At 71.6% G+C, this 22,321-nt stretch carries 25 protein-coding genes; 13 read left to right on the plus strand and 12 right to left on the minus strand.

Going from position 1 to position 22,321, the window contains the following annotated elements; all coding sequences use genetic code 11:
* Nucleotides 1-18 precede the first annotated feature (18 nt).
* Both AB0A95_RS09260 and AB0A95_RS09265 read right to left on the minus strand, forming a co-directional pair.
* Nucleotides 19-723 (minus strand): dihydrofolate reductase family protein, encoded by a 705-nt coding sequence (locus tag AB0A95_RS09260; protein ID WP_357555094.1) that lies wholly within the window; start codon nt 721-723, stop codon nt 19-21.
* Between the two features lie 127 nt (nt 724-850).
* Nucleotides 851-1,045, minus strand: coding sequence for a hypothetical protein (locus AB0A95_RS09265; protein ID WP_357555095.1), 195 nt, complete (start codon nt 1,043-1,045; stop codon nt 851-853).
* A gap of 102 nt (nt 1,046-1,147) precedes the next feature.
* On the opposite strand from AB0A95_RS09265, the gene AB0A95_RS09270 reads away from it, so the two are divergent.
* On the plus strand, nt 1,148-2,029 hold the full coding sequence (locus AB0A95_RS09270; RefSeq protein WP_357555096.1) for an LLM class flavin-dependent oxidoreductase: 882 nt from the start codon (nt 1,148-1,150) through the stop codon (nt 2,027-2,029).
* A 15-nt stretch (nt 2,030-2,044) separates the two neighbouring features.
* Here AB0A95_RS09270 and AB0A95_RS09275 read toward each other — a convergent pair whose 3' ends face one another.
* Together AB0A95_RS09275 and AB0A95_RS09280 are read right to left on the minus strand one after the other, a co-directional pair.
* Entirely contained in the window at nt 2,045-2,476 is a 432-nt protein-coding gene (locus AB0A95_RS09275) for an ASCH domain-containing protein (protein ID WP_357555097.1), read from the minus strand.
* Between the two features lie 46 nt (nt 2,477-2,522).
* The gene (locus tag AB0A95_RS09280; protein ID WP_357555098.1) at nt 2,523-3,074 is read right to left on the minus strand and encodes a phosphoribosyltransferase family protein; all 552 of its coding nucleotides are present in this window, start codon (nt 3,072-3,074) and stop codon (nt 2,523-2,525) included.
* Nucleotides 3,075-3,261: 187 nt separating this feature from the next.
* On the opposite strand from AB0A95_RS09280, the gene AB0A95_RS09285 reads away from it, so the two are divergent.
* From AB0A95_RS09285 to AB0A95_RS09300, 4 genes are all read left to right on the plus strand, one after another.
* Entirely contained in the window at nt 3,262-3,900 is a 639-nt protein-coding gene (locus tag AB0A95_RS09285; protein WP_357555099.1) for a septal ring lytic transglycosylase RlpA family protein, read from the plus strand.
* A 104-nt stretch (nt 3,901-4,004) separates the two neighbouring features.
* On the plus strand, nt 4,005-5,129 hold the full coding sequence (locus AB0A95_RS09290) for a PP2C family protein-serine/threonine phosphatase (protein WP_357555191.1): 1,125 nt from the start codon (nt 4,005-4,007) through the stop codon (nt 5,127-5,129).
* Nucleotides 5,130-5,257: 128 nt separating this feature from the next.
* A complete protein-coding gene (locus AB0A95_RS09295; protein ID WP_357555192.1) occupies nt 5,258-7,114 on the plus strand; it encodes an acyl-CoA dehydrogenase in 1,857 nt (618 codons plus the stop codon).
* 435 nt (nt 7,115-7,549) lie between these two features.
* A complete protein-coding gene (locus AB0A95_RS09300) occupies nt 7,550-7,819 on the plus strand; it encodes a DUF6458 family protein (RefSeq protein WP_030487564.1) in 270 nt (89 codons plus the stop codon).
* Nucleotides 7,820-7,863: 44 nt separating this feature from the next.
* On the opposite strand, the gene AB0A95_RS09305 is transcribed toward AB0A95_RS09300, so the two are convergent.
* Nucleotides 7,864-8,403: a histidine phosphatase family protein gene (locus tag AB0A95_RS09305; protein ID WP_357555100.1), complete on the minus strand. Its 540-nt coding sequence runs from the start codon at nt 8,401-8,403 to the stop codon at nt 7,864-7,866.
* A gap of 113 nt (nt 8,404-8,516) precedes the next feature.
* Here AB0A95_RS09305 and AB0A95_RS09310 point away from each other — a divergent pair, with 113 nt between their 5' ends.
* Nucleotides 8,517-8,804: a DUF6458 family protein gene (locus tag AB0A95_RS09310; protein ID WP_357555101.1), complete on the plus strand. Its 288-nt coding sequence runs from the start codon at nt 8,517-8,519 to the stop codon at nt 8,802-8,804.
* Between the two features lie 73 nt (nt 8,805-8,877).
* On the opposite strand, the gene AB0A95_RS09315 is transcribed toward AB0A95_RS09310, so the two are convergent.
* The gene (locus tag AB0A95_RS09315; protein ID WP_357555102.1) at nt 8,878-9,555 is read right to left on the minus strand and encodes a hemolysin III family protein; all 678 of its coding nucleotides are present in this window, start codon (nt 9,553-9,555) and stop codon (nt 8,878-8,880) included.
* Nucleotides 9,556-9,662: 107 nt separating this feature from the next.
* Between AB0A95_RS09315 and AB0A95_RS09320 the strand changes: the two genes are divergently transcribed.
* The 3 genes from AB0A95_RS09320 to AB0A95_RS09330 are packed head-to-tail and all read left to right on the plus strand — an operon-like array spanning nt 9,663 to nt 11,996.
* Nucleotides 9,663-10,403 carry an allophanate hydrolase subunit 1 gene (locus tag AB0A95_RS09320; RefSeq protein ID WP_357555103.1) on the plus strand — a complete coding sequence of 247 codons (741 nt, stop codon included), beginning with the start codon at nt 9,663-9,665 and terminating at the stop codon, nt 10,401-10,403.
* On the plus strand, nt 10,400-11,263 hold the full coding sequence (locus AB0A95_RS09325; RefSeq protein WP_357555104.1) for a biotin-dependent carboxyltransferase family protein: 864 nt from the start codon (nt 10,400-10,402) through the stop codon (nt 11,261-11,263). Before AB0A95_RS09320 ends, AB0A95_RS09325 begins: the two co-directional genes overlap by 4 nt.
* Nucleotides 11,247-11,996 carry a 5-oxoprolinase subunit PxpA gene (locus AB0A95_RS09330; RefSeq protein ID WP_357555105.1) on the plus strand — a complete coding sequence of 250 codons (750 nt, stop codon included), beginning with the start codon at nt 11,247-11,249 and terminating at the stop codon, nt 11,994-11,996. The genes AB0A95_RS09325 and AB0A95_RS09330 overlap by 17 nt, the downstream gene beginning before the upstream one ends.
* A gap of 35 nt (nt 11,997-12,031) precedes the next feature.
* Here AB0A95_RS09330 and AB0A95_RS09335 read toward each other — a convergent pair whose 3' ends face one another.
* The 3 genes from AB0A95_RS09335 to AB0A95_RS09345 form a co-directional block, all read right to left on the minus strand.
* Nucleotides 12,032-13,870: an NHL domain-containing thioredoxin family protein gene (locus AB0A95_RS09335; protein ID WP_357555106.1), complete on the minus strand. Its 1,839-nt coding sequence runs from the start codon at nt 13,868-13,870 to the stop codon at nt 12,032-12,034.
* A 120-nt stretch (nt 13,871-13,990) separates the two neighbouring features.
* Nucleotides 13,991-14,236 (minus strand): flavin reductase, encoded by a 246-nt coding sequence (locus AB0A95_RS09340; RefSeq protein ID WP_357555107.1) that lies wholly within the window; start codon nt 14,234-14,236, stop codon nt 13,991-13,993.
* Nucleotides 14,236-14,508, minus strand: coding sequence for a hypothetical protein (locus AB0A95_RS09345; RefSeq protein WP_357555108.1), 273 nt, complete (start codon nt 14,506-14,508; stop codon nt 14,236-14,238). Before AB0A95_RS09345 ends, AB0A95_RS09340 begins: the two co-directional genes overlap by 1 nt.
* Before the next feature lie 378 nt (nt 14,509-14,886).
* Between AB0A95_RS09345 and AB0A95_RS09350 the strand changes: the two genes are divergently transcribed.
* On the plus strand, nt 14,887-15,633 hold the full coding sequence (locus AB0A95_RS09350) for a DUF5753 domain-containing protein (protein ID WP_357555109.1): 747 nt from the start codon (nt 14,887-14,889) through the stop codon (nt 15,631-15,633).
* On the plus strand, nt 15,630-15,827 hold the full coding sequence (locus AB0A95_RS09355; protein ID WP_357555194.1) for a DUF397 domain-containing protein: 198 nt from the start codon (nt 15,630-15,632) through the stop codon (nt 15,825-15,827). Before AB0A95_RS09350 ends, AB0A95_RS09355 begins: the two co-directional genes overlap by 4 nt.
* A gap of 213 nt (nt 15,828-16,040) precedes the next feature.
* Here the strand turns inward: AB0A95_RS09355 and AB0A95_RS09360 are convergent, their stop codons facing one another.
* Complete coding sequence (locus tag AB0A95_RS09360) at nt 16,041-16,277, minus strand: cold shock domain-containing protein (protein WP_357555110.1); 237 nt, start codon at nt 16,275-16,277, stop codon at nt 16,041-16,043.
* Between the two features lie 341 nt (nt 16,278-16,618).
* Here AB0A95_RS09360 and AB0A95_RS09365 point away from each other — a divergent pair, with 341 nt between their 5' ends.
* A complete protein-coding gene (locus tag AB0A95_RS09365) occupies nt 16,619-16,810 on the plus strand; it encodes a DUF397 domain-containing protein (RefSeq protein ID WP_357555196.1) in 192 nt (63 codons plus the stop codon).
* A gap of 172 nt (nt 16,811-16,982) precedes the next feature.
* Here the strand turns inward: AB0A95_RS09365 and AB0A95_RS09370 are convergent, their stop codons facing one another.
* Nucleotides 16,983-18,458: an FAD-dependent monooxygenase gene (locus tag AB0A95_RS09370; RefSeq protein WP_357555111.1), complete on the minus strand. Its 1,476-nt coding sequence runs from the start codon at nt 18,456-18,458 to the stop codon at nt 16,983-16,985.
* A gap of 64 nt (nt 18,459-18,522) precedes the next feature.
* Here AB0A95_RS09370 and AB0A95_RS09375 point away from each other — a divergent pair, with 64 nt between their 5' ends.
* A complete protein-coding gene (locus AB0A95_RS09375; RefSeq protein ID WP_357555112.1) occupies nt 18,523-19,188 on the plus strand; it encodes a TetR/AcrR family transcriptional regulator C-terminal domain-containing protein in 666 nt (221 codons plus the stop codon).
* 126 nt (nt 19,189-19,314) lie between these two features.
* On the opposite strand, the gene AB0A95_RS09380 is transcribed toward AB0A95_RS09375, so the two are convergent.
* On the minus strand, nt 19,315-22,047 hold the full coding sequence (locus AB0A95_RS09380) for a hypothetical protein (RefSeq protein ID WP_357555113.1): 2,733 nt from the start codon (nt 22,045-22,047) through the stop codon (nt 19,315-19,317).
* Between the last annotated feature and the right edge of the window lie 274 nt (nt 22,048-22,321).

A 22,321-nucleotide genomic window follows, 5' to 3' on the forward strand; every position in this document is an offset into this window, starting at 1 on the left:
CAGGTTTGCGTGGTGGATTCAGTTCGTGGTCACCGTCGGGCCGCCGCCGCTGCCCCGGTCGTCGAGCACGAGCGGGGCGCGACCACGCACCGCGTACCGGATGTGGGTGACCTGCGGTGTGTGGATGACCCGGGTCGGCGTCAGCTCGATCGCCTCCTTCTCGCCGAGGTCGAGGTCCGCGTCGAACAGCCGGAGACCGGTGCCGAGCACGACGGGTACGACGTGCAGCTCCAACTCGTCGAGCAGGCCGGCCCTGAGCACCTGCCGCACCAGGCTGCCTCCCCCGGCGACAGCGACGTCCTTACCGCCGGCCGCGGCGCGCGCCTGCTCGACGGCGCTGGCCACGCCATCGGTGACGTAGGTGAAGCTGGTCCCTCCTCCCCGCAGCAACGGCTGGCGGGGGCGGTGGGTGACGACGAAGACCGGCGCGCGGAACGGCGGCTCGTCGCCCCACGGCACCTCACCGCCGTCGGCCATCCGGCGCCCCATCACGTACCCGCCGGCGGCGCTGAACGACTCGGCGATGACCTCGGAGTTGGCGTCCTGCTCACCGCCGGCGAAGCCCTGCCGTTCGCGCCACGCCGACGCCTCGGTCGCCCAGCGGGTGACCCGGAAGAACGCGGCACTCTCGGCCGAGTCCATCCAGTTGCCGTGCCCGTCGAACTGTGGGCCGGCGTAGAAGCCGTCCATCGACACCGATAGCTGTGCGGTCACCTTCGTCATCGCGCCTGGTCCTCTCCTCGGCTGACACCTCACCGTGGGTGCCGTTCACCGAGGGGTCGGAGCCGATGGGAGTCCCCCTACCGGGCCGGGATGTGACGCGCGTCACCTGTTGCTCCGGCCGGGGAGGTCACAACCTCCGGTTGCGGATCGCCGCCTCGATCCGCAGACCGAGGCCGGTAAGGATGAGGAAGGTGGCGAGGATGTGCGGATCAAGCCCGTTGTAGTCGGACGCCATGGTGATGAGCGAGATCATGAAGCCGGCCACCAGAGACACCGTGCCAAGTGCTCGTACGGTCTCGACCCGCTGCGCCGGTAAGTCCACAGCCGAACGGTAGCGGGAGCCAGTGCCGCGCGCTGCCCTGCGCGGACGCGAGCCGCGCAGCACGGGCGCGCGCCTCCGTCAGGCACGGCTAGGCTGGCGATCATGCGGATTGGCATCGTGATCCTGCCGGACCAGCGGTGGGCGGAGTCGCAGCGTCGCTGGCGGCAGGTCGACGAGTGGGGCTTCGACCACGCCTGGACGTACGACCACCTGGGCTGGCGGGACCTCGTCGACGGCCCGTGGTTCGACTCGATGGGCACGCTGACCGCCGCCGCCACGGTGACCTCCCGCATCCGGCTGGGCACCCTCGTCGCGTCGCCGAACTTTCGGCACCCGGCCGCGTTCGCCCGGCAGATCACCACTGTGGACGACGTCTCCGCCGGTCGGCTGCTGCTCGGCCTGGGCGCGGGCGGCATCGGTTTCGACTCGGCGGTGCTGGGCGGCGAGACGCTGCCGCCGCGCCAGCGGGTGGAACGGTTCGCCGAGTTCGTCGAGCTGCTGGATCTGATCCTGCGCGAGGACGGCACCACCTGGCGTGGTGACTGGTTCGCCGCGGTGGACGCCCGCAACAACCCCGGCTGCGTGCAGCAACCCCGGGTGCCGTTCGTGGTGGCCGCCAACGGGCCACTGTCGATGCGGCTGGTGGCCCGCTTCGGCCAGGGTTGGGTGACCACCGGCACCGGTGACGACAACGACCTGGCCGGCTGGTGGGACAGCGTGGCGACACTGTCCGCGCGGATGGACCGGACGTTGGACGAGGCCGGCCGTGATCCGGCCACTCTGGACCGCTATCTCTCCCTGGACGCCGCACCGGTCTTCTCGCTCAGCAGTGCGCAGTTCTTCGCCGACCAGGTCGGCCGGGCCGCCGAGCTGGGCTTCACCGACGTGGTGACGCACTGGCCGCGTGCCAGCAGTTGGTACGCCGGCGACGAGGCCGTCCTGGTGGACGTGGCGACGCGGTTGCTGCCGGAACTACGCGGCTGAGCCGGACACGCCCGCTCAGGTGCCGAGGTCGCCGCTGGCCACGCCGCCCTCGCCGCCGGAGACCAGCCGGAAGCGCAGGCAGACGATCGGGCTGTCGCTCTCGACAGGTGTGCCGAGCCGCGCCCAGTATGCCGAGTGCCCGGCCCGCCACTCCTCGATCGAGCGATCCCCCTCGCCCTCGGCGCGGGCGAAGTCCCACGGCACGTCCGCGAAGCGGACCACCTCGACGCCGGTGATCTCCACGACGCCGGCCAGCGCATCGTCGTCGTCGACCAGGGCCAACCGTTCCCCGACCTGCTCCAACTCCTCGCCCTCCTCCGCGTAGTACGCGAGTCGCCCGGCCGTCGCGGTCTTCACGCCGGCGAGCACCAGGGTGTTGAGGGTCGCCCGCAGCTCACCTGGGGTGCCGAGGGCGAGGCTGCGCAGTCCACCGATCCGAGGCCACATCCTGCCGAGGCTAGGCGAGGATGGCGCATGCCGTCGCAATACGCCGTCACGCTGGCAGGTCCGCCGCGTCGATCAGGCCGGTGATCCGCAGGTCGACCGCGACCTCGGGTGGGCAGTCGACCGCCACCACGGCGGTGCCCAGCACCTCGGCGCCGCGCGCCGCGCAGATGTCGTACAGGGCGCGGAGTTGAGCGCCGGTGCGCACCCAGTCGTCCACCACCAGGACCCGGTCGCCGGGGCCGAGGTGCCGGTCGCGTACGGCCAGGTCGACCCGCCGTCCGCGATAGTCAGGTGGACTCTGCGCCCAGGTGAGCGGCCCGGCCGGCAACCGCCCGTCGCCGGGTTTGTGGGCGGCCACGAAGCCGACCCCGAGGGCTGTCGCGGCCAACGGACCGAGCAGCAGCCCGGTGACCGCCGGGGCGAGCACCACAGTCGGCCGGGCGGCCCGGTGCGGCGCGACAAGGGCCGGTCCCAGCTCGGCCAGCACCGCCGGGTCCCGCCACCAGCCGGAGATGTCGCTGACCAGGTGACTGGTGTCCGGGCCGGGGTCGATCCATCGAAACAGGGTGGCCAGGCGTTCGGTCAGCTCAGCGGACATCCGCTCATCCTGCGGCACCCGTGGTCGGGGTGCCGGCACCCGGGCCGGCCGGCCCACCCCGGGTCGGATGATCGGCTATACGTACCCGGGCAAATACGGGCATACTGCAATGATCACGTTGACGTCGGAAGTGCTTCTCTCGTTACGGTCCGACCCGGTTTGTTCAGACGACGAAAGGACCGGGCCGGTGGCAGCCAAGCACTCCCGTACCCGCATCTTCTCCTCTCCGGCGGGCATCGTGGCCACCGCGGCGGTCGGCGTCGCCCTCGCGGTCGGCGGCACTGTCGGTGCCGTTCAGCTGACCTCCGGCTCCGCCCGGTCGGGGCAGGCGACCCTCGACCTCACCCCGACCACGGCCGCGAGCAGCCTCATCCCCAGTTCCCCGGCCGTCTCCCCGGCTGCCAGCGCCTCGCCGAGCGTGTCCGCCAGCCCGTCGGCCACCCGGTCGCAGCAAGCCGCCTCCCGGGGCAAGACCCGTACCGCGCCGCCGAAGCCGAAGCCGAAGCCGACCGCGAAGAAGACCACCGCGGCAGCGAAGGTGCTGGAGAGCGGCTCGTGTGGCGCCTCGTTCTACTCCGACGGGCAGCTCACCGCCAACGGCGAGTCGTTCAACCCCGGCGCGCTGACCGCCGCGCACAAGACGCTGCCATTCAACACCAAGGTCCGGGTGACCAACCCGGCCAACGGCAAGTCGGTCGTGGTGCGGATCAACGACCGCGGGCCGTTCATCGACGGCCGCTGCCTGGACCTCTCCCGGGCCGCGTTCGCCAGCATCGCCTCGGTCGACGTGGGCGCGCTCACCGTCCGCTACGAGGTGCTCGGCTGACCGGGGCAGGTCGCGCCGATTCGGACGCTCGACCGGGCCGGCCGGCCAGAACCTTCCTGGACGACGGGTCAGGTTCATTCACTGGTTCACTTCGATCAGGCAAACTGTCAGTCGTACCCACGCGACTCCTCCAGCCGGGCCGTCGCCCGCTGAGCCCCGGATCCCGCGCCGGCCTCGGCGCGGCCCTTGTCCTGCTCGCGATCGTGTCGGCGGCGGAGGCGGCGGACGGCCGTTTCGCGCACTACGTCGCGCTGTTGTCGGCCGTACCGTTGCTGGCCGCACCCCTGGCGTCCTGGCCGGTGGTGCTGGGGGTGGGGGTCGTGGCGACCCTGACCGGGGCCGGCTTCGCACTGGCCGAGCCGGAGGCTTCACTGATCACTCCGGTCAACGTTGTCACTGTCGCGGTCGCCACCGGCCTGGCGGTGGCGATGGCGTCGGTGCGGCAGCGGCAGACGGAGCAGATCGTCGAGCTGACCAAGCTCGCCTCGGTGGCCCAGCAGGCGGTGCTGCGTCCGCTCGGGCCGAAGGTCGGGACGCTCTCGGTCGCGGGACGCTACATCTCCTCCACCGCCACTGCCGAGATCGGCGGCGACCTGTACGAGGCGATCGACACGCCCTACGGCGTACGGATGATCATCGGTGACGTGCGCGGCAAGGGCCTGGATGCCGTTCGGCTGGCCAGCATCGTTCTCGGCTCCTACCGGCACGTCGCGTACGAGCGGGCCGACCTGCGTGCCGTCGTCGCCGACCTGGACCGCGCGGTGGCCCGTAACGTCGGCGACGAGGACTTCGTGACAGCGGCGCTTGTCGAGGAGCGCGGCGGCACGCTCACCATCGTCAACTGCGGCCATCCGTCGCCGCTGCTGCTGCGCCGGGGCGCGGTGATCCCGCTGGAGCCGCCGGCACCGGCACCGCCGCTCGGTTTCATGCCGGTGGTCCGCCCCCGGGTGGAGCGCCTGGAGCCGGGCGACCGGCTGCTGCTGTTCACCGACGGCCTCGGCGAGGCGCGGCGGGATGGCGAATTCTTCCCCACCGCCGACCGCGCCTGGCGACTGCTCGGTCACGGCACGGTCGCCGACGGGCTGGCCTCACTGGAGACCGCTCTGATCGAGTGGGTCCACGGCCGGCTCGACGACGACATCGCCCTGGTCCTGATGGAGTACGTCGGTGCCCGTACCGGCGCGGCGGCGGCCGTCCCGAGCTGGGAGGTTGGTGCCGCCGAGGGCTGACCGGGCGCTGTTACGGGCTTGTGTGTAATCGCCGTCACTTGGGTCATCCGCTTGTCGCTGCCTACCCGCGAGTAATACAGTCAGGGTTACTGATCGGTAACACCTGTCCGGAAGCGGGGCCAGTGAGCATGACCCACTACAAGAGCAACCTGCGGGACCTCGAGTTCAACCTGTTCGAGGTCTTCGGTGCCGACCGGTCGTTCGGCCAGGAGCCGTACTCGGACCTCGACGCCGACACCGCCCGCAGCTTCCTCGCCGAGCTGGACCGCCTCGCGCGCGAGGACCTGGCCGCCAGCTACACCGACAGTGACCGCAACCCGCCGGTGTTCGACCCGGCCACGCACACCGCGCCGCTGCCGGCGTCGTTCAAGAAGTCCTACCAGGCATTCATGGACTCCGAGTTCTGGCGGCTCGACCTTCCGCCGGCGCTGGGCGGCACCAACGCGCCGCGCGCCCTCTGGTGGGCCCTCGCCGAGCTGGTGCTCGGCTCGAACGCCCCCATCTGGATGTACGCCTCCGGCCCGTCCTTCGCGCACGTGCTGCACGTCGAGGGCACCGAGCGGCAGAAGGCGTGGGCCAAGCTCTTCATCGACAAGCAGTGGGGCTCCACCATGGTGCTCACCGAGCCGGACGCCGGCTCGGATGTCGGTGCCGGCCGCGCCCGTGCCACCCAGCAGCCGGACGGCTCGTGGCACATCGAGGGCGTGAAGCGCTTCATCACCTCGGGCGAGCACGACCTGAGCGACAACATCGTGCACTACGTGCTGGCCCGCCCGGTGGGCGTCGAGGGCGTCGGCGGCCCGGGCACCAAGGGCTTGTCGCTCTTCGTGGTGCCGAAGTTCCACTTCGACGAGACCACCGGCGAGCTGGGCGAGCGCAACGGCGTCTACACCACGAACGTCGAGCACAAGATGGGCCTGAAGGTCTCCAACACCTGTGAGCTGACCTTCGGCGAGCACGGCGTACCGGCCAAGGGTTGGCTGCTCGGTGACAAGCACGACGGCATCCGGCAGATGTTCATGATCATCGAGTACGCCCGGATGCTGGTCGGCACCAAGGCCATCGCCACCCTCTCCACCGGCTACCTCAACGCCCTGGAGTACGCGAAGAGCCGGGTGCAGGGCGCCGACCTGATCCAGCAGGCGGACAAGACCGCCCCGCGGGTCACCATCACCCACCACCCGGACGTGCGCCGCTCGCTGCTGCTACAGAAGTCGTACGCCGAGGGTCTTCGTGCCCTTGTTCTCTACACCGCCACCTGGCAGGACAAGGTCGCGATCGCCGAGGCCGCCGGCGACGAGAAGGCCACCAAGCTGGCCAAGCGGGTCAACGACCTGCTGCTGCCGCTGGTCAAGGGCGTCGGTTCGGAGCGGGCGTACGAGATGCTCGGGCACGAGGCTCTCCAGACCTTCGGCGGCTCCGGGTTCCTCCAGGACTACCCGCTGGAGCAGTACGTCCGCGACGCGAAGATCGACACCCTGTACGAGGGCACCACCGCCATCCAGAGCCTGGACCTGATCTTCCGCAAGATCGTCCGGGACAACGGCAAGGCGCTGATGGTGGTCGCCGGTGAGATCCAGGAGTTCATCTCCTCCGAGGCCGGCAACGGTCAGCTCAAGGAGGAGCGGCAGGCGCTCGGCAAGGCACTGGCCGAGATCCAGAACATCCTCGGTGTGCTGACCGGCTGGCTGGGCGAGGCGCAGGGCGGTGACACCCGCGCGCTCTACAAGGTCGGGCTGAGCAGCCGTCGGTTCCTGCTGGCGACCGGCGACCTGATCGTCGGCTGGCTGCTCCAGAGGCAGGCCGACGTGGCGCTGAAGGCGTTGGCCGGCGAGGTCTCCGCCAGCGACAAGGCGTTCTACACCGGCAAGGTGGCCGCCGCCCGCTTCTTCGCCCGCGAGGTGCTGCCCCGCATCGGCGCCGACCGGCGGATCATCGAGGGTGCCGACCTCGACATCATGGACCTCCCGGAGGAGGCCTTCTAGCCGGCACGCCTGACGATCCCGGGTCGCGTCGCAGCACGCGGCACCGACATCGACGGCCGGTGGGGCATCTGCCCCGCCGGCCGTCGCCGCGTCCGGGAGTGGGTGGGTTGCCCCCTCCCCGGGCTGCCGGCCACCCGCAACGTGGTGCTGGCGACGCCGGCCACGCTTCCCCTCCCCGGGCCGCCCGGTTCCCGCCCACCACACCCCCGTGCGACTCCTGGCTCTGCACCCGCGGAGGCGACACTCACGGTCCGTAGCTGGTGCCTCCGCGGGTGCAGAGCAAAGGACGGCGGAGAGGTGGGTTCGCCCCGCACGCGGCGAGGGCGGGCAGGTATTCGGCAGGGCTGGCCGGGTATGCCGGCGGCGTGACGGGTAACCGTCGCGTGACCTCGAAAGGGAACGCCCAGAGCCACCGCACGGGGGAGTGCAGCGCACATGGGTGTAGGAAGCGGCATTTTTCTCATCGCGATCGGCGCGATCCTGACCTTCGCACTGAGGGCCAATGTCTGGTGGATCGACGTGCGGGCTGTCGGCTGGGTGTTCATCCTGGCCGGGCTGGCCGTACTGCTGACCACTGTCTGGTTCTGGCAGGACCGACGCAAGCGGGCCCGGACCCTCATCGTGGAGGAGAACCGGCTCTCCCATCCGACGGCGATGATGCCGCCGCCGCCAGACCCACCGCCACCAACCGCGCCGCCGTCCTGAGCCGGCACGTGCCCCTGAGCCACCCATGTTGATCGGCGGGTGGCTCAGTCGCGTGCGGTGTGCCGTGCCGTGGTCGGCGCTCCCGCCCGAGCCAACTCCGCCCAGGCGAACCGGCCTCGGTGTACCGCCACTTCGGCGGTCCGCAGACCGTCATCTGGCGCAGCCTCCGGGTCGAGGAGAGCCGAGAGCAGCGAGATGCCCGGATTGTGGGCAATCAGCAGCGCCGTGCGGGCCGCCGGGTCGACAGTGCGGACCAACGCCAACAACTCCTCCGGATGCGCGTCGTACGCGCCGGGCTCGTAACGAACCGTCGGGCGAGGACCGGTCGGGCCGCCCTCCGGTGGCGTACCGGTCATCCCCATCGCCACCCCGTGCCAGGTCTGCCGGGTGCGTCTGGCCGTCGAGCAGATCACCACGTCGGGCAGCAGCCCGTGGTGCGCCAGCCAGGCGCCGGCCGCTGCCGCATCCGCCTCCCCGCGTGCGCTGAGTGGGCGCTGGGCATCGTCTGCGGCGTCGTTGCCCTGCTCGGCCTTCGCGTGCCGCAGCAACACCAGTGTCCGGGTCTCGGGGTCGGTGTCCGTCATGCCCTCAGCTTGCCCGATTGGCGATCTCCGTGCCGGGGTAAGTCAATGGATGCCGCACCCCCTACCGACGGCCGCGGCGCGTCGTACGCCAGGTTAGAGCCGAGGAGCGAGACATGGGCATTGGTGGCAGCATCTTCTTGATCGCGTTGGGCGCGATCCTCGCATTCGCCGTGGAAGCCGACCTGGGCTGGCTGGACCTGTCCGTGGTCGGCTGGGTGTTGATGTTGGCCGGTGTCGCCGGCCTGATCACGACCCTCTACTTCTGGAGCAGCCGCCGCCGCACGGTGGTCGCCGCGCCGGTCCGCGAGCAGCGCGTGGTGGCGGACCGGGTCGTGCCGGTCCAGGACGACCAGGTCGTGCAGGAGTACCGCGAGGTGCGTCGCCCGGGCCGTCCGGTCTGACCCTCGCCCGCACACTCCGGGGCCCCGCAGCGTCGCGGGGCCCCGGCTCGCGCGTTTGCCGTCGGGTGGGAGTTCAGGCGAGCAGCGCGAAGTAGATCGCGATGTGGTGGCAGAGCGCCGCCAGCAGCGTGCAGGCGTGGAAGAACTCGTGGTGACCGAAGACGGTCGGCCATGGATTGGGTCGGCGCAACGCGTAGAAGACCGCTCCCGCGCTGTAGATGGCGCCACCGGCGATCAGCAGCACCAGTGCCGCGACACCGCCGCCGTGCAGGATCTCCGGCAGCATGGCCACCGCCACCCAGCCCAGCGCCAGGTAGAGCGGCGCGGACACCCAGCGCGGCACGTGCGGCCAGACCACCTTGAGGGCGACGCCGGCCAGTGCGCCACCCCAGACCAGGGCCAGCATCACGGTGGCCGGCCGGGGCGCGAGCAGCAGCACGCAGAGCGGTGTGTACGTCCCGGCGATGAACACGAAGATCATCGAGTGGTCCATCCGGCGCATCACCTGGTAGCCGCGCTCCGACCACACGCGACGGTGGTAGAGCGCACTGGTGCCGAAGAGCCCGCACACAGTGAGGCTGTAGATCAGGCAGCTGACCAGGGGCGCCCACCCCGGACGGGTGGCGGCGATCGAGCAGAGCACGATGCCGCAGAGCAGGGCGACGAAGAAGGCGTACGTGTGGAGCCAGCCGCGCATCCGGGGCTTGCCGATGTCAACAGGCTTCAGGCGCAGCGGGGCGGAGGTGCTCACGCAGCTAGGCTACGACACCGTAGGTTACTTGTAAGTAGTGGTGTTGGTGACACCTGGCACCGTCATCGTGAACTCCGTATCGGCACGACATCGGTGAGGATGAACGGATGCGGATCCGAACCGTCGGGGCGCACGCCCTGCTCCTCGACTGCACCGCCCCCGCCGACGTTCCCGGAGCCACGCTTGTCGGAGCCACGCTTGTCGAAGCCTGGCGGGCCGAACTGTGGCGGCGTCGCGAAGACGGGGAACTACTCGCCGTCGAGATCGTGCCAGCGGCCAGCACCGTCCTGCTCGACGGCCTGCCCGACCCGGCCGTCACGATCGAGCAGCTCACCCGATGGGCGGCCGATGTCCCCCACACCAGCCGCGCCACCGCCGCCGACGGACGCGGCGACGACGGACGCGGCGACGAGCGCGCCACCGACAGACGCGCCGCCGACGAGTCCGCCGCAGACGGACGCGGCGGCGGGGCGGAGGTGGTCGTTCCGGTCGAGTTCGACGGGCCGGACCTGCCGGCGGTGGCCGAACACTGGGGCGTGACAGTGTCAGCCGTGCTGCGTCGGTTGACAGGCACCCGGTTCCGGGTCGCGTTCTGCGGTTTCGCCCCCGGGTTCCCCTATCTGACCGGGCTGCCCGCCGAGCTGGCGCTGCCCCGGCTGGCCACTCCTCGTGCCCGGGTGCCGGCCGGGTCGGTCGCGCTGGCCGGGCCGTACGCGGGCATCTACCCGAGCGCGTCTCCCGGCGGCTGGTTGCTTGTCGGCCGGACCGACCTGGTCCTCTTCGACGTGTACGCCGACCCACCGGCCCGGCTCGGCCCGGGCACCCTGGTCCGGATGGCGGCAGTGTGACCCGCTCGGCCGCTGTCGAAGTGCTCCGCGCCGGTGCGTTGACAACTGTGCAGGATCTGGGGCGGCCCGGCTGGGCGCACCTGGGCGTACCCCGGTCCGGTGCCCTCGACCCGGCGGCTCTGCGGTTGGCCAACCGGCTGGTCGGCAATCCGGAGCACGCCGCCGGCCTGGAGATCACCCTGTCCGGCTGCACACTGCGGCTGACCAGGGCCACCACGGTGGCGGTCACCGGTGCCGAGGTGACGGTCCACGCGGGCGATCGGCCCGGTGACACCGGGCGTCCACTCAGCGTGCCGGCGGGGACGGTGTTGCGGATCGGTCCCGCCCGACGGGGTGTACGGAATTGGTTGGCGGTGGCGGGCGGTGTCGACGTGTCGCCGGTGCTCGGTAGTCGGGCCACCGACACCCTGTCCGGGCTCGGCCCGCCCGCGCTGCGTGACGGCGATCTGCTGCCGCTCGGTGAGCCGTGCGGGGCACCCGCGCCGGTGGACCTGACCGTCTGCCCCTCGCCCCCGCCGGAGCTGCACCTGGTGCTGCGCCTGGGCCCGCGCGAGGACTGGTTCACGCCGGCCGCGTTCGACAGGCTGTTCGGCTCCTCGTACACCGTCAGCCCGGTGAGCAACCGGGTCGGCGCGCGGCTCGCCGGCGTGCCGCTGCCCCGCGCGGTGGCCGGCGAACTGCCAAGCGAGGGCATCGTGCTCGGCGCGGTGCAGGTGCCGGCGGACGGACAACCCCTGATCTTCCTCGCCGATCATCCGACCACTGGCGGATACCCCGTCATCGGGGTGGTCACCGACGTGACAGCGCTCGCGCAGGCCCGCCCAGGGACTACCGTCAGATTCCATGGACCTCAACGCTGACCTGGGTGAGGGATTCGGTATCTGGCGGCTCGGCGACGACGAGGCGCTGCTGAGCCTCGTCACCTCCGCCAACGTCGCCTGCGGTTTCCACGGCGGCGATCCGTCCACCATGCGGCGGGTCTGCGAGGGCGCCGCGCGGCGCGGGGTCGCCGTGGGCGCGCAGGTCGGCTACCGGGACCTGGCCGGCTTCGGCCGGCGGCACATCGCGTACGACTTCGCCGAGCTACGCGACGAGGTGACCTACCAGCTGGGGGCGCTTGACGCGTTCTGCCGGCTGTTCCGCACCCGGGTGCGCTACCTCAAGCCGCACGGCGCGCTCTACCACGCGGCCAGCACCGACGAGTCCCAGGCGGCGGCGGTGGTCGCCGCGGTCAGTGGCTACGACCCCGAGCTGCCCATCCTCTGCCTACCCGGCTCGACGCTCGCCCAACTCGCCGTCGGCGCGGGTCTGCCGGTCGTCGCGGAGGCCTTCGCCGACCGCGCCTACCTGCCCAACGGGGCACTGGTGCCACGCGGCACCCCCGGCGCGGTGATCACCGACCCGGAGCAGGTGGCCGAACGGGCGGCGCGGATGGCCACCGAACGCAGCGTGGTGGCTGTCGACGGCACCGTCATCCCCTGCTCGGTCGACTCGATCTGCGTGCACGGCGACACCCCGGGCGCGGTCTCCGCCGCCGAGCTGGTCCGCGCCAGCCTGATCGACGCCGACATCACCCTGGCCCCGTTCGCGTGAGATCGGAGGGGCCCACCCGGGCCCCTCCGATCACCTCAGGCGTCCAGGCCGCGCAGCACCAGCGGCAGTCGGGTCGCGGCGCCGTCGACGACCCGCACCGGTACGCCCCAGTCCTGCCGGGTCAGGTGGCAGGCCGCGTGTTCGACGTCCGCGTCGCAGGTCGCCGCCTGGGCGGTCACCTGCAACACCCCGGCGGTGACCTCGGCGTTGAGTACCAGCCGACGGGACAGCTCGGTGCCCGTGCCGGCACCGTCGACGAGCAGCTCCGGCGGAGACGCGGAGACCACCAGTCGGGTCGACGGTCCGAACGTCTCGTCCAGCTTCTGCCCCGGCGCCGGGGTGAAGACGATGTCCAGGGTGACCTCACCGGCCGCCACATCTGTCGACTTGCGCTCGGTGCGGTGCCGGGGCCCGTCGACAGTGCTGGCACCCGCCGCCGACAGGGCACCCGGGGCGAGCCGGGTCAGCCGGTGCGCGGCGGACTCCACCACCAGCACCTCACCGGCCGGGGTGAGCACCAGGTCGCTCGGCTCCGCCAACCCGTCGGCGACCGTGGAGACCTGGTTGGTGACCGGGTCGAAGCGGCGAACCGCACCGTTGTACGTGTCCGCGACCAGCACCGAACCGTCCGGCAGCGCGCACACACCCAACGGGTGTTGCAGGAGTGCCGACTCCGCCGGACCGTCCACGTGCCCGAAGTCGAACAGGCCCTGCCCGACGGCGGTGCCCAGCACACCGTTCTCGACGTACCGGAGGGAGCTGGTCTCGCTGTCGGCGATCCAGAGCCGGGCGCCGTCGGTGGAGACGGACAGCCCCGACGGCTGCGCCATCCACGCCTCGGCCAGCGGACCGTCCCGCAGCGCCTCGACTGTGGTGCCGGCGTACATGCCGGCGGTCCGCTTGATCGGGTCGAACCACCAGAGCTGGTGGATACCGGCCATCGCGATGATCAGCTTGTCGTCGTACCAGGCCAGATCCCACGGCGAGGAGAGATCCACGGCGAGCGCGTCGTGGGCGTGGTCGTCGACCTCGGCACGCCACTGCCGGCCGCTGCCGGCCACGGTGACCACCTCGCCGGACTCCAGCCGTACGCCGCGCAGCAGGTGGTTGACCGTGTCGGCCACCACCAGGTCGTAGCCGGCCACCTCGGCGACGTGCGTGGGCAGCAGGCACACCCCCTGCGGCTCGGAGAACGTCGCCTCGGCACCCGGCCCGTCGGCCCGGCCCCGCTCGCCCGAGCCGATCCGGCGTACCGGCGTCTCGCCGTCGGGGGCCACCTCGACCAGGGAATGCCGGGCCGAGTCCGAGACCAGCAGGTTCCCGGTCGGCAGCAGCACCGCCTTACCGGGGAAGCGCAGCGCCGTCTCCGGTGCCGGCGGCGGAACGTACGGGCCGTCACCCCGGTGCAGGGTGCCCTTGGCCTCGTGGGTGGCGATCAGCTCGTCGAGCAGGCGGGCCAACCCTTCGGCGTGACCCTCGCCCGCCATGGTGGCCACCACGTAACCCTCGGGGTCGATCACCGAGAGGGTCGGCCAGGCTCGGGCCGCGTACTGCTGCCACATGTCCATCTCCGGATCGTCGAGTACGGGGTGGTGCACCCCGTACCTTTCGACGGCGGCGACGAGCGCGTCAGCGTCCTTCTCGTGCTCGAACTTCGGCGAGTGCACGCCGATCACGACGAGCACGTCGCCGTACTTCTCCTCCAGCGGGCGCAGCTCGTCGAGCACGTGCAGGCAGTTGATACAGCAGAACGTCCAAAAGTCCGCGATCACGATCTTGCCGCGAAGGTCCTGCAAGGTCAGATTCCGTCCACCCGTGTTGAGCCACTGGCGGCCCCGCAGTTCGGGTGCACGTACGCGCGCTGTCGTTCCCATACCTGCCAGCCTGCCACGCGTCCCGCTCCCCGCCGCCGTGACCCGGACGACAGGCCGCTCAGGGCTTTCCGGACGAGTTGCGGGGAGCCGTCGCGTGCGAACCTCAGGCAGTCGGCGGGGCTAACGGGCCTCGGCCCACCCGACGAAGCGGGGCGTCAGGTCGGGAAGCGCGGTGCCCGGGTTGAGTTTGGCCAGGTCGGCAGCCGCCTCCTCCTGGACCTTCGTCAGGTGCGCCAACAGCCCTGGTCGATCGTTGCGGTACTCGCCGAGGAGGCGCAGCTTCGCGGCCGAGCAGGGCCAGAGGATGCCGCAGGCAGGGCAGCGCCAGGAGGGCCTGATCGGGAGGTGGTCCTCAAGTCTCACCATCAGCCGACCCTCAGCGGGGCGCGGCGAATCGGACGGCGGGGCTCGCTGGCGGTGCGTGCGGCCTGCGCCAGAACCTGCACCCCACCGCGCATCACGAACAGCTCCCGCCGAGCCACCGCGTCACCGGCGGCATTCAGCTCGTAGGCCTCGATCCAGACCCACCCCTCGTAGGTGTATCGCTCGGGGAACTCGCGAATCACCCGCACATTGATCGGGCGAAGGAACTGCACGCTCGCCGCGGTGGTCAGGCGGACCAGGTCGCCGGCCTTCATCTCCCCCATCATCTCGACACCCACCGACTGGCTGGGACGCGGTCGCGCCGCTCCACCGGCGGGACCGGGAACGGCCCGACCGGGACGATGGTCCCTGGCGGCCAGGGTGCGGGTGGTGGTGTCAACCGCTCAGGCTGCGGATTGGGCTTCGGTTCGGGTGGCTTGTCCGGCACGCGCACTCTCCCTGCTCGTAGCTCTGGGTAGGGGCCGCCCTCGTGGAGTGCCCACCAGAGGGCGGCCCCGGTACAACGTGACCGGCGGCTCTGCGCTTCAGCCGGCCACGTCGTGTATGCCCACCCTTGCGGAGGGTTGCCTACCAAACACACCCCGTAGGATTATGGACATAGGACGTAACTGCCAAACCACTATGGGGGCGGTATGAATCGAGCGGTACTGGCGGCAATGGCTGCTACCGGCCACACGACCGACAGCCTCGCGGCGCAGACCGGGGCCGATCCAAAGACCGTCGCGCGGTGGGCAAACCCGGGACGGATTCCGCAGCACCGGTACCGAACCCGGGTCGCCGAACTGCTTCGGCGCGAGGTCGGCGAGTTGTGGCCGGACGTCATACGCCGTGAGCCGGACTGGTTCCGCCAGTGGGCCGACCATGAGCGCGAAGCTATCGCCTTGCGTTGGTTTGAGTCGTCAGTGCTTCCCGGGCTTCTTCAGACCGCCGACTACGCCCGCGCGGTGCTCGGCAGCAGCCCGACAGCGGCCGGCGACGTTGCGGACTCCGTCGAGACTCGGCTTCAACGGCAGGCCGCAGTCTTCGACCGCCCACAGCCGCCGCTGACCGTGTTCGTCATCGACGAGGCAGCGCTACGGCGCGGCGATCCCGACGTGATGGCCGGTCAACTCGACCACATGATCGCGCTCGCGGCGCGGCCGACGGTCATGATTCATGTGCTGCCGCTGCGGGCGGGTTTCCACCCCGGGCAGGCGGGCCCGTTCATCATCGCGACGGACAAAGACGGGGAAGACGTCGGATATCTCGACGACCAGGCCGCAGGGCACATCACTAATGACGTTGCTCCGTTGTGGGCGGTGTGGGATACCGTGAGGTCAGTTTCGCTCCCGCGAGACCAGACCATCGACCTGATGAGAGCGCGAGCATGGATGACCTGACCAGCGCCCCGCAGTGGCGCACGAGCACCCGCAGCAGCTCGAACGGTGGGGCGTGCGTGGAGGTCGCCGACAACCTCCCCGGCGTCGTGCTCGTTCGCGACACCAAAGACCGCGACGGCGGAACGTTGACCTTCGGCCCCGCCGCATGGCAGGGCTTCGTCAGCTTCGCGAAGGCCCACAGCCCCGTCGCCTGACAGCATCGCAAAGAGGCCCCTGACATTCGCGTCGGGGGCCTCTTTGCGTCTCAGTAGGAGTCGCCTCACGCGTTCAAAGCGGCCCCGCGTAGCTCCTGTAGGTAGGTGTAGGCGGACCGGAGCGGGCGGCCGGTCGCCTGGGCGGCCTCAGCGGCGGAGAGCGCCGGTTTAGCGGCGAGCAGAGCGGCGACCTGCGCGCGAGCGCCGCTGGCATCAGAGAATGGTGATCTTGACCGCCCGTGCGGGGTAGCCGTCCTGGCCTGGAATTTCGTAGTGACATCGCACCCGCTGCCCTGGTTCAAGGCTCCGGTATTCGGTCGGCCCGGCGACGATGTGGCTGAAGTGCACCCAGACCGTCAGGCCAACGTGATCGAGGGCGACAGTTCCCCATCCCTCGTCGCGATTCCAGGTTTTCACCACGCCGGTGTCCTGCGGACCCTGATCACTCACAGGTGCCAGGGTATGGGCTCGGCGGCGGCCGGGCAGGGAAGCTGCCGTGCCCGGCCTCCAAACGCCACACAGCGACCCACATCGAAGGCAGGCCGCCATCGGCACGCGCTGGTGCCCAGAGAGGCCGGCGATCAACGACCGCCGATCGACCATGACGGCAGGTGGTGATTGCTGCCAGCACCGACAACCGAACCGCGGGCTATCTCGACACCCAACTTCACGGCCAGGTGGCGTCCGAACCGCCGGATCTGGTCCTGCTCATGGCAGCATGGGAGAACCTTCGCGGTGCGGCACTATCTCATGGGCAGTCGATCACCCTCATAAGGGAAGTGGCGGAAAACATGGACCTGACCGACGCGCGGTGGCGCAAGAGCACCCGCAGCAGCTCCAACGGCGGCGACTGTGTTGAGGTTGCCGACAACCTTCCAGGTGTCGTCGCGGTACGCGACTCGAAGGACCCGGCGGGTCCGGCGCTGACCTTCCCCCCGGCCGCGTGGGTCGCGTTCGTCGGCCAGGTCGCCGAGCGGTCGTAACCGACCCCAGACGCACGAGAGCGCCCGTCCCGGATGCCGGGGCGGGCGCTTCATCGTGTGTGGGCGACGCGCGGAGCTGCGCGTTCGTGGGCGCCGTCGCGGCGGGTCGGATATCCAGACGGCCAGGCCGCAGGGCACACCACTCGCGACGTGGCTCCGTTGTGGGCGGACATCAGCTGCCAGAAGAACTGGTCGCGGGCTGGCCCGCCCAGGCGGTCAGTGCGTTGGTGCGTTCGCTCGCCGGCTGGTCGTCGCGGCTGAGCCAGGCAACGTGCCCGTCCGGGCGGACGAGGATCTCGGTGACACCGGCCAGGGCCGGGTGCGCTCCGGCCGAGGCTGCCCCGAGGACAACCCGGTCGGCCCAGCTGGCCACCTCAGCCGTCGCCGGGCCGGCGTCGGTCAACCTGAGCAGCACGAACGAGCCTCTGTGCAGCAGCTCGTAGACGCTGGCGTGCGAGGTCAGCGCAATGTCCGGCATACGAGCGCCGATTAGTGGTTCCGCAGACGTGCCGTACCGGGTGTCGAGTGCCGACACCGCGCCGGCGATCCGTCGGTTGACGACATCGATGCCGAGCAAATCGTCGATCAACGCACGCAGGGCGGTCGCCGGCGATTTGTACTGCCCGACGAGCGTCAGTTCGAGCAGCAACGTCTGCACCTCGGTGTTGGCGGTGACGGCGGCACCGACCGGATGCCGCTCATCGTGGTACGTGTCGAGCAGTCCGTCCGGTGCCCACCCGTGCACTGCCGCAGCCAGCTTCCAGCCGAGGTTCGCCGCGTCCTGTAGCCCGGTGTTGAGACCCTGCCCGGCCGCCGGGAAATGGATGTGCGCAGCGACGCCGGCCACCAGGATCCGGCCGGCCCGGTATCGCGCGGCGAGTCGGGTGGCGTTGCCGAACCGGGACAGCCAGCGGGGCTCGGCGACCCCGAAATCCGTTCCGCAGGACCGCAGCAGCGAGGCCCGGAACTCGTCGAGCGTCACCGGTGTTGACGACGGCTCCCGCATCCGTTGTGGGTCGACGGCCACGAAGCGGGTCGTCCCGTCCCCGAGCGGGACGGCCAGCACCCCACCGGATTCGGCTCGGCCCAGGGCGGAGGCGTCGACGACGGCGAAGTCGCCGAGCATGCCGGTAAGGGTCTCATCGGTTCCGGGAAACTCGATCCCGGCTGCTTCCCGGACCACGCTGCGGCCGCCGTCGCAGCCGACGGCATATTTGGCCCGCAGCACGGTGTCGCCGACCGTGACGGCGACACTGCCGGTGTCCTGGGAAACCCCGGTTACCGCTGAACCACGCGAGATCGGTACGCCCAAGCTGAGCGCCCACTCGGTGAGCAGCCGCTCGGTCTGCGCCTGGGCAAGGAACAGCGTGTACCCGTGCCGGCTGTCCAGCGCGGCGAAGTTCAGCCGTGTCGGTAGACCCGCGAAGTGCCATCCGGGCACGGGCTTACCGTGCGACAGGAATGTGGCGCCCAGCCCGCGCTGGTCCAGCACCTCGACGCTACGCGGGTGCAGGGTGAGCGCACGGGACTGGCGCTGTGGTGCATCGCGCCGTTCCACGACCCGTGCCCGGACCCCGGCCAGCGCTAGTTCACCGGCGAGCAGCAGCCCGGTCGGGCCCGCTCCCACCACGATCACATCGGCATCCATCCAGCAACCCATCCTAAATTAGTGAACGGTGTTCACGTGAACGCCGTTCACTATAGTGCTGACTATGGGCTTCGAGGCAACCCCCGAACCGAAATCCGGTCCGACTCGCGGTCGGCCGCCCAGGCTCGACCGTGATCGCACCGTCGACGAGGCGCTGCGCCTGCTGGACGAGGGCGGACTGGACGCGCTGACCATGCGCCGTCTCGCCGAGGCGCTGAACGCGCAGGCCGGGGCCCTCTACCGGTACTTTGCCACCAAGCAGGATCTGCTCACCGCGATGGCCGAACGGATGCTCGCCGGATGCGGAGACGTCGCCGACAGCCCCGACTGGGCGCAGACCGTCACGGCGCTCGCCCATCGGCTGCGCGCCTCCCTGCTCGCACACCGTGACGGTGCCCGCGTCTACGCCGGCACCCGCTCGATCGGGCCGAACACCCTGGGCTTCGCCGAGACCGCCGTCGCGGCGCTCATCAAGGCGGGTTTCGCGCCCGACGACGCCGCACGCGCCATGTTCTCGATCGTGCACTTCACCGTCGGGCACACCCTTGAGGAACAAGCGGCCGACGGCGACCTGGCCGACTTCGCCGAGCTGCGCAGGGTCGTGGATCCCGGGACCTACCCCGCGTTGACGGCCGCCGGCACGGCACTGACCGACGCCGGCTTTGCCACCCACTTCGCATTCGGGCTCACGGCCCTGATTGACGGCCTACGTGTCGGGCTTTGGAAATAGGCAGGGAACAGCGCCCGTCCCGGATGTCGGGGCGGGCGCTTCATGGTGTGTGGACGACGCGCGGAGCTGCGCGTTCGGTAGTCATCGACGGGGCCACGGTTGCCCGTGACCCCGCCGTCGGTCGAGTTACTTCCCAGCGGGCTTGAGGCAGAGCACCCGGTTGGCGCCGCTACCCGGCAGCACCACGTGTGGCTGCGTCGTGTCGGTGCACTTCTCCTTGGCGTCCACCCTGGAGACGATGGAGAAGGAGCCCGCCTCGCCACAGGTTGCCGCCGAGGCGCCACCCTGACCGGACTGCTTCACGCAGCTGCCGACCGCCGGATCGAACGGCGCTGGGTCGTCCTTGCCAACCTTGCCGAGGAGCAGCAGCAGGCCGAGCGGCACCGCCAGGATGAGCACGGCGGCGATCAGTACCGCGGCCAGCACGCGGCCGTTGCGTACCTTCGGTGTCGGTAGCTCAGCCTTGGGGCTGTCGGTGGCGTCCGGCTTGAACGAGTCGAACCGGCCCTGATCCGACTGGCCGGGCTCCTGGCCCCAGGACGGCACGGGCTGCTGCGGTGGCGGGAAGGCCGGCGGGAAACCGCCGCCCGGTGCCGAATCGGTCGCCGGCCCGCCGAAGCCTGGGCCGTCGGAACCCGGTCCGCCGAAGTTCGGCGTGCCGTATGTCGATGTGCCGCCGACCGCGGCGGTGCCGGCGGCAGGTGGGCCGCCGAACTGGTCGGCTGGCCGCTCGGCACCGCCGTGCGGCCGGGTGCCGTTCACCGGCCGGTTGTTGCCCGGCGTGTCGACGAAGGACGGCACACCCGGAGGGAACGCCGGAGGCGGCGGCGGGGCCGCACCGAACGCGTTCGGTGCGGGCTGCCGGTCGTCGAAGCGCGGCTCGGCGGCGGGCTCACCGCCCCAGCCGGGGCCGAGCTGCCGCGCCGGCTCGTTCTGCCAGTCCGGTGCGCCCTGCCGCGGCGGCTCGTTCTGCCAATCCGGGGCGGCCTGGCGCGGGGAGTCGTTCTGCCAGTCCGGTGCGGCCTGGCGGGGCGGCTCGTTCTGCCAGTCCGGTGCGCCCTGGCGCGGGGACTCGTTCTGCCAGTCCTGTGCACCCTGACGTTCGGCACCCGAGTCGGCCTGGAACGCCTCCGGCTCCGGCTCGTTGTCGGGCTCGGGTCGCGCCGGCCGGCCGTACACCCGGGGTTGGGGTGTGGCCGTGCCGGTCGGACGGATGGCCTGGTCGGTCGGGGGCATCACCCGGCTGGCCAGCGGCACCGAAGCGCTCGCCGTGGCCTTGGCCGCCGCGCCGGCTGCCGACTCGGCGTCCGCCACCGGCACCACCGCGCGGCCCGCTCCGGCCTCCGGAGAGGTACGCGGTGCGGGCACCACAGCGCCACTCGCGTGAGCGTCCTCGGCGCGGCCCCAACCGGCCGGGTCCGCCTCGTACTGCGCGGCGACGTCCGGTGTCTCCCGCTCGGGGTACGCGGGCTGCTCGGGGATCGGTGCGAACTGGGCCTGGGGCACGTAGTCGGCCGGCGGGGCAGCCGCCAGGCTGGCGCCGGGCACGCGCTGCTCCTGAGGAGGCAGCGGCACCGCGTTCGCCGGTGAGATGCCCGGTGCGGGACCGGGTTGGTAGGCCGGTGCCTCGTCGCCCCGGTCCGCCTCCCAGCCGCCACGGGCCTGGGCGGAGGCTTCCGCTTCGGCGCGACCCCACACCTCGCCGGGTGCCCACGGCTCGACATCGGCCGCACCATCCCTGCCGGGCGCGCTGGCACGGGAGGGAAGGCCGCTCTGCTGCGCCGGCGCGGGCTGATCCTGTGGCGACAGCACCCAGTCGGGCTGCTGCGGACGGCTCTCGGCCTCGCCCCAGGCGGCCGGCTGCGCGGGCTGGTCCTGCCGTGCGTCGCCGTCACCCCACCCGGGGGGCTGCGCCTGCTGCTGGGCGGCCCAGCCACCGGAACGGGCCGGGTCGTCCGACCCGGGCCAGTTCGTCGCTGGGGCCGGCACCTGGGCCGCGCCACGGGCCGCGTTGGGTTGGGCCGCCTGCTCCCAGGCGGGGGCGGGCTGCTTGGCCGGTTCGGCGGGCTGGCCCCAGGCCGGTGGCGACTGCTCCGCCGGCGTCCACCCTTGCTGGTCGTCGCGTCCCGCCGCGCTGGCGGGCCAGCCGCCGCTGCCGGACGCCTCGTCCTGTTGGGCGCCGCCGGACCAGTTGGCGGCCTGCGGCGACTCGGGCTGCTGCGGCTCGGCTCCGCGCCACTCAGCGGTAGGCGGGTTGGCCTGCGCCGCGCCACCCCAGCCCCCGGCGTTGGCCGGGTCCTGCTGGGCGGGCCAGGCAGCGGTGGCCGGAGGCACCTGTGCGGCGCCCCGCGCGGGCGGCTGGGCCCAGTCGGGCTGCTCGGTGGTGTTCGGGGTCCAGGTGGGTGCCGGCGCGCTCTGCTCAGCCGGCGTCCAGCCCTGCTGTGGCTGTGTGGCCCAGGCTGGCTGCGCCGGAGCTGGTGCGCTGTCGCCGCCGGGCCAGGTGCCGGGCTGCTGCTGCGGCGGCTCGCTCGCGCCACCGCCGGCCGCCCACGCCGGCTGCGCCGGGTCGTTGGGCTGCGGGGCGGCGGTGCCCCAGGCGGGCTGCGCCGGGTCGCTGGGCTGCGGGGCAGCGGCGGCACCCCAGGCGGGGGCCGGTGGTTGCTCGGACTGGGTGGCCCATGCCGGCGTCGACGCGTCGGGCCGCGCCGGTGGCGGGGGCGCCCAGCCCAGGTCTGGGCCGGTGGCGTTGTGGCCGTTGTCCGGCTGCGCCGGGCGGTCGCCGTACGGCGCCGGTCCGCCGGCGCCCGGTGACACCTCGTCCGGCTCTTGGCCGGTGCGGTGCGGGCCCTCGGACGTCATGGGTGCGCCTCCTCCATCACATGTCGGCTCGCCGGTGCCGATCGGTCTCCTCGGCATGGCTGCCGGCGTCACCGGCGTACCGCTGTGCCGGCTCCCCGCACGGTATCGGGTGGTGGCACGGCACGTCCAAGGAGCACCGGTCGTCACTCCCCGTATCCGGTAGGTGTCGAGCAGTTTCGGTTGGCTCGGCCTCTGCCGGGTCGGCGGGCGGCGACCGAAGCCCACCGTACCGGGCGTTGCGGCAGGGCGGAATCCCGGTGGCGGGTGGCCGGGG

The organism is Micromonospora sp. NPDC049230 (assembly GCF_040647875.1).
GTDB lineage: Bacteria > Actinomycetota > Actinomycetes > Mycobacteriales > Micromonosporaceae > Micromonospora.

What these genes read in the sequence shown, in the direction of transcription:
- AB0A95_RS09260 (WP_357555094.1), bottom strand. Translation starts at nt 723, where the DNA reads ATGACGAAGGTGACCGCACAGCTATCGGTGTCGATGGACGGCTTCTAC.
- AB0A95_RS09270 (WP_357555096.1), top strand. Translation starts at nt 1,148, where the DNA reads ATGCGGATTGGCATCGTGATCCTGCCGGACCAGCGGTGGGCGGAGTCG.
- AB0A95_RS09275 (WP_357555097.1), bottom strand. Translation starts at nt 2,476, where the DNA reads ATGTGGCCTCGGATCGGTGGACTGCGCAGCCTCGCCCTCGGCACCCCA.
- AB0A95_RS09280 (WP_357555098.1), bottom strand. Translation starts at nt 3,074, where the DNA reads ATGTCCGCTGAGCTGACCGAACGCCTGGCCACCCTGTTTCGATGGATC.
- AB0A95_RS09295 (WP_357555192.1), top strand. Translation starts at nt 5,258, where the DNA reads ATGACCCACTACAAGAGCAACCTGCGGGACCTCGAGTTCAACCTGTTC.
- AB0A95_RS09300 (WP_030487564.1), top strand. Translation starts at nt 7,550, where the DNA reads ATGGGTGTAGGAAGCGGCATTTTTCTCATCGCGATCGGCGCGATCCTG.
- AB0A95_RS09305 (WP_357555100.1), bottom strand. Translation starts at nt 8,403, where the DNA reads ATGACGGACACCGACCCCGAGACCCGGACACTGGTGTTGCTGCGGCAC.
- AB0A95_RS09310 (WP_357555101.1), top strand. Translation starts at nt 8,517, where the DNA reads ATGGGCATTGGTGGCAGCATCTTCTTGATCGCGTTGGGCGCGATCCTC.
- AB0A95_RS09320 (WP_357555103.1), top strand. Translation starts at nt 9,663, where the DNA reads ATGCGGATCCGAACCGTCGGGGCGCACGCCCTGCTCCTCGACTGCACC.
- AB0A95_RS09330 (WP_357555105.1), top strand. Translation starts at nt 11,247, where the DNA reads ATGGACCTCAACGCTGACCTGGGTGAGGGATTCGGTATCTGGCGGCTC.
- AB0A95_RS09335 (WP_357555106.1), bottom strand. Translation starts at nt 13,870, where the DNA reads ATGGGAACGACAGCGCGCGTACGTGCACCCGAACTGCGGGGCCGCCAG.
- AB0A95_RS09340 (WP_357555107.1), bottom strand. Translation starts at nt 14,236, where the DNA reads ATGGTGAGACTTGAGGACCACCTCCCGATCAGGCCCTCCTGGCGCTGC.
- AB0A95_RS09345 (WP_357555108.1), bottom strand. Translation starts at nt 14,508, where the DNA reads ATGAAGGCCGGCGACCTGGTCCGCCTGACCACCGCGGCGAGCGTGCAG.
- AB0A95_RS09350 (WP_357555109.1), top strand. Translation starts at nt 14,887, where the DNA reads ATGAATCGAGCGGTACTGGCGGCAATGGCTGCTACCGGCCACACGACC.
- AB0A95_RS09365 (WP_357555196.1), top strand. Translation starts at nt 16,619, where the DNA reads ATGGACCTGACCGACGCGCGGTGGCGCAAGAGCACCCGCAGCAGCTCC.
- AB0A95_RS09370 (WP_357555111.1), bottom strand. Translation starts at nt 18,458, where the DNA reads ATGGATGCCGATGTGATCGTGGTGGGAGCGGGCCCGACCGGGCTGCTG.
- AB0A95_RS09375 (WP_357555112.1), top strand. Translation starts at nt 18,523, where the DNA reads ATGGGCTTCGAGGCAACCCCCGAACCGAAATCCGGTCCGACTCGCGGT.
- AB0A95_RS09380 (WP_357555113.1), bottom strand. Translation starts at nt 22,047, where the DNA reads ATGACGTCCGAGGGCCCGCACCGCACCGGCCAAGAGCCGGACGAGGTG.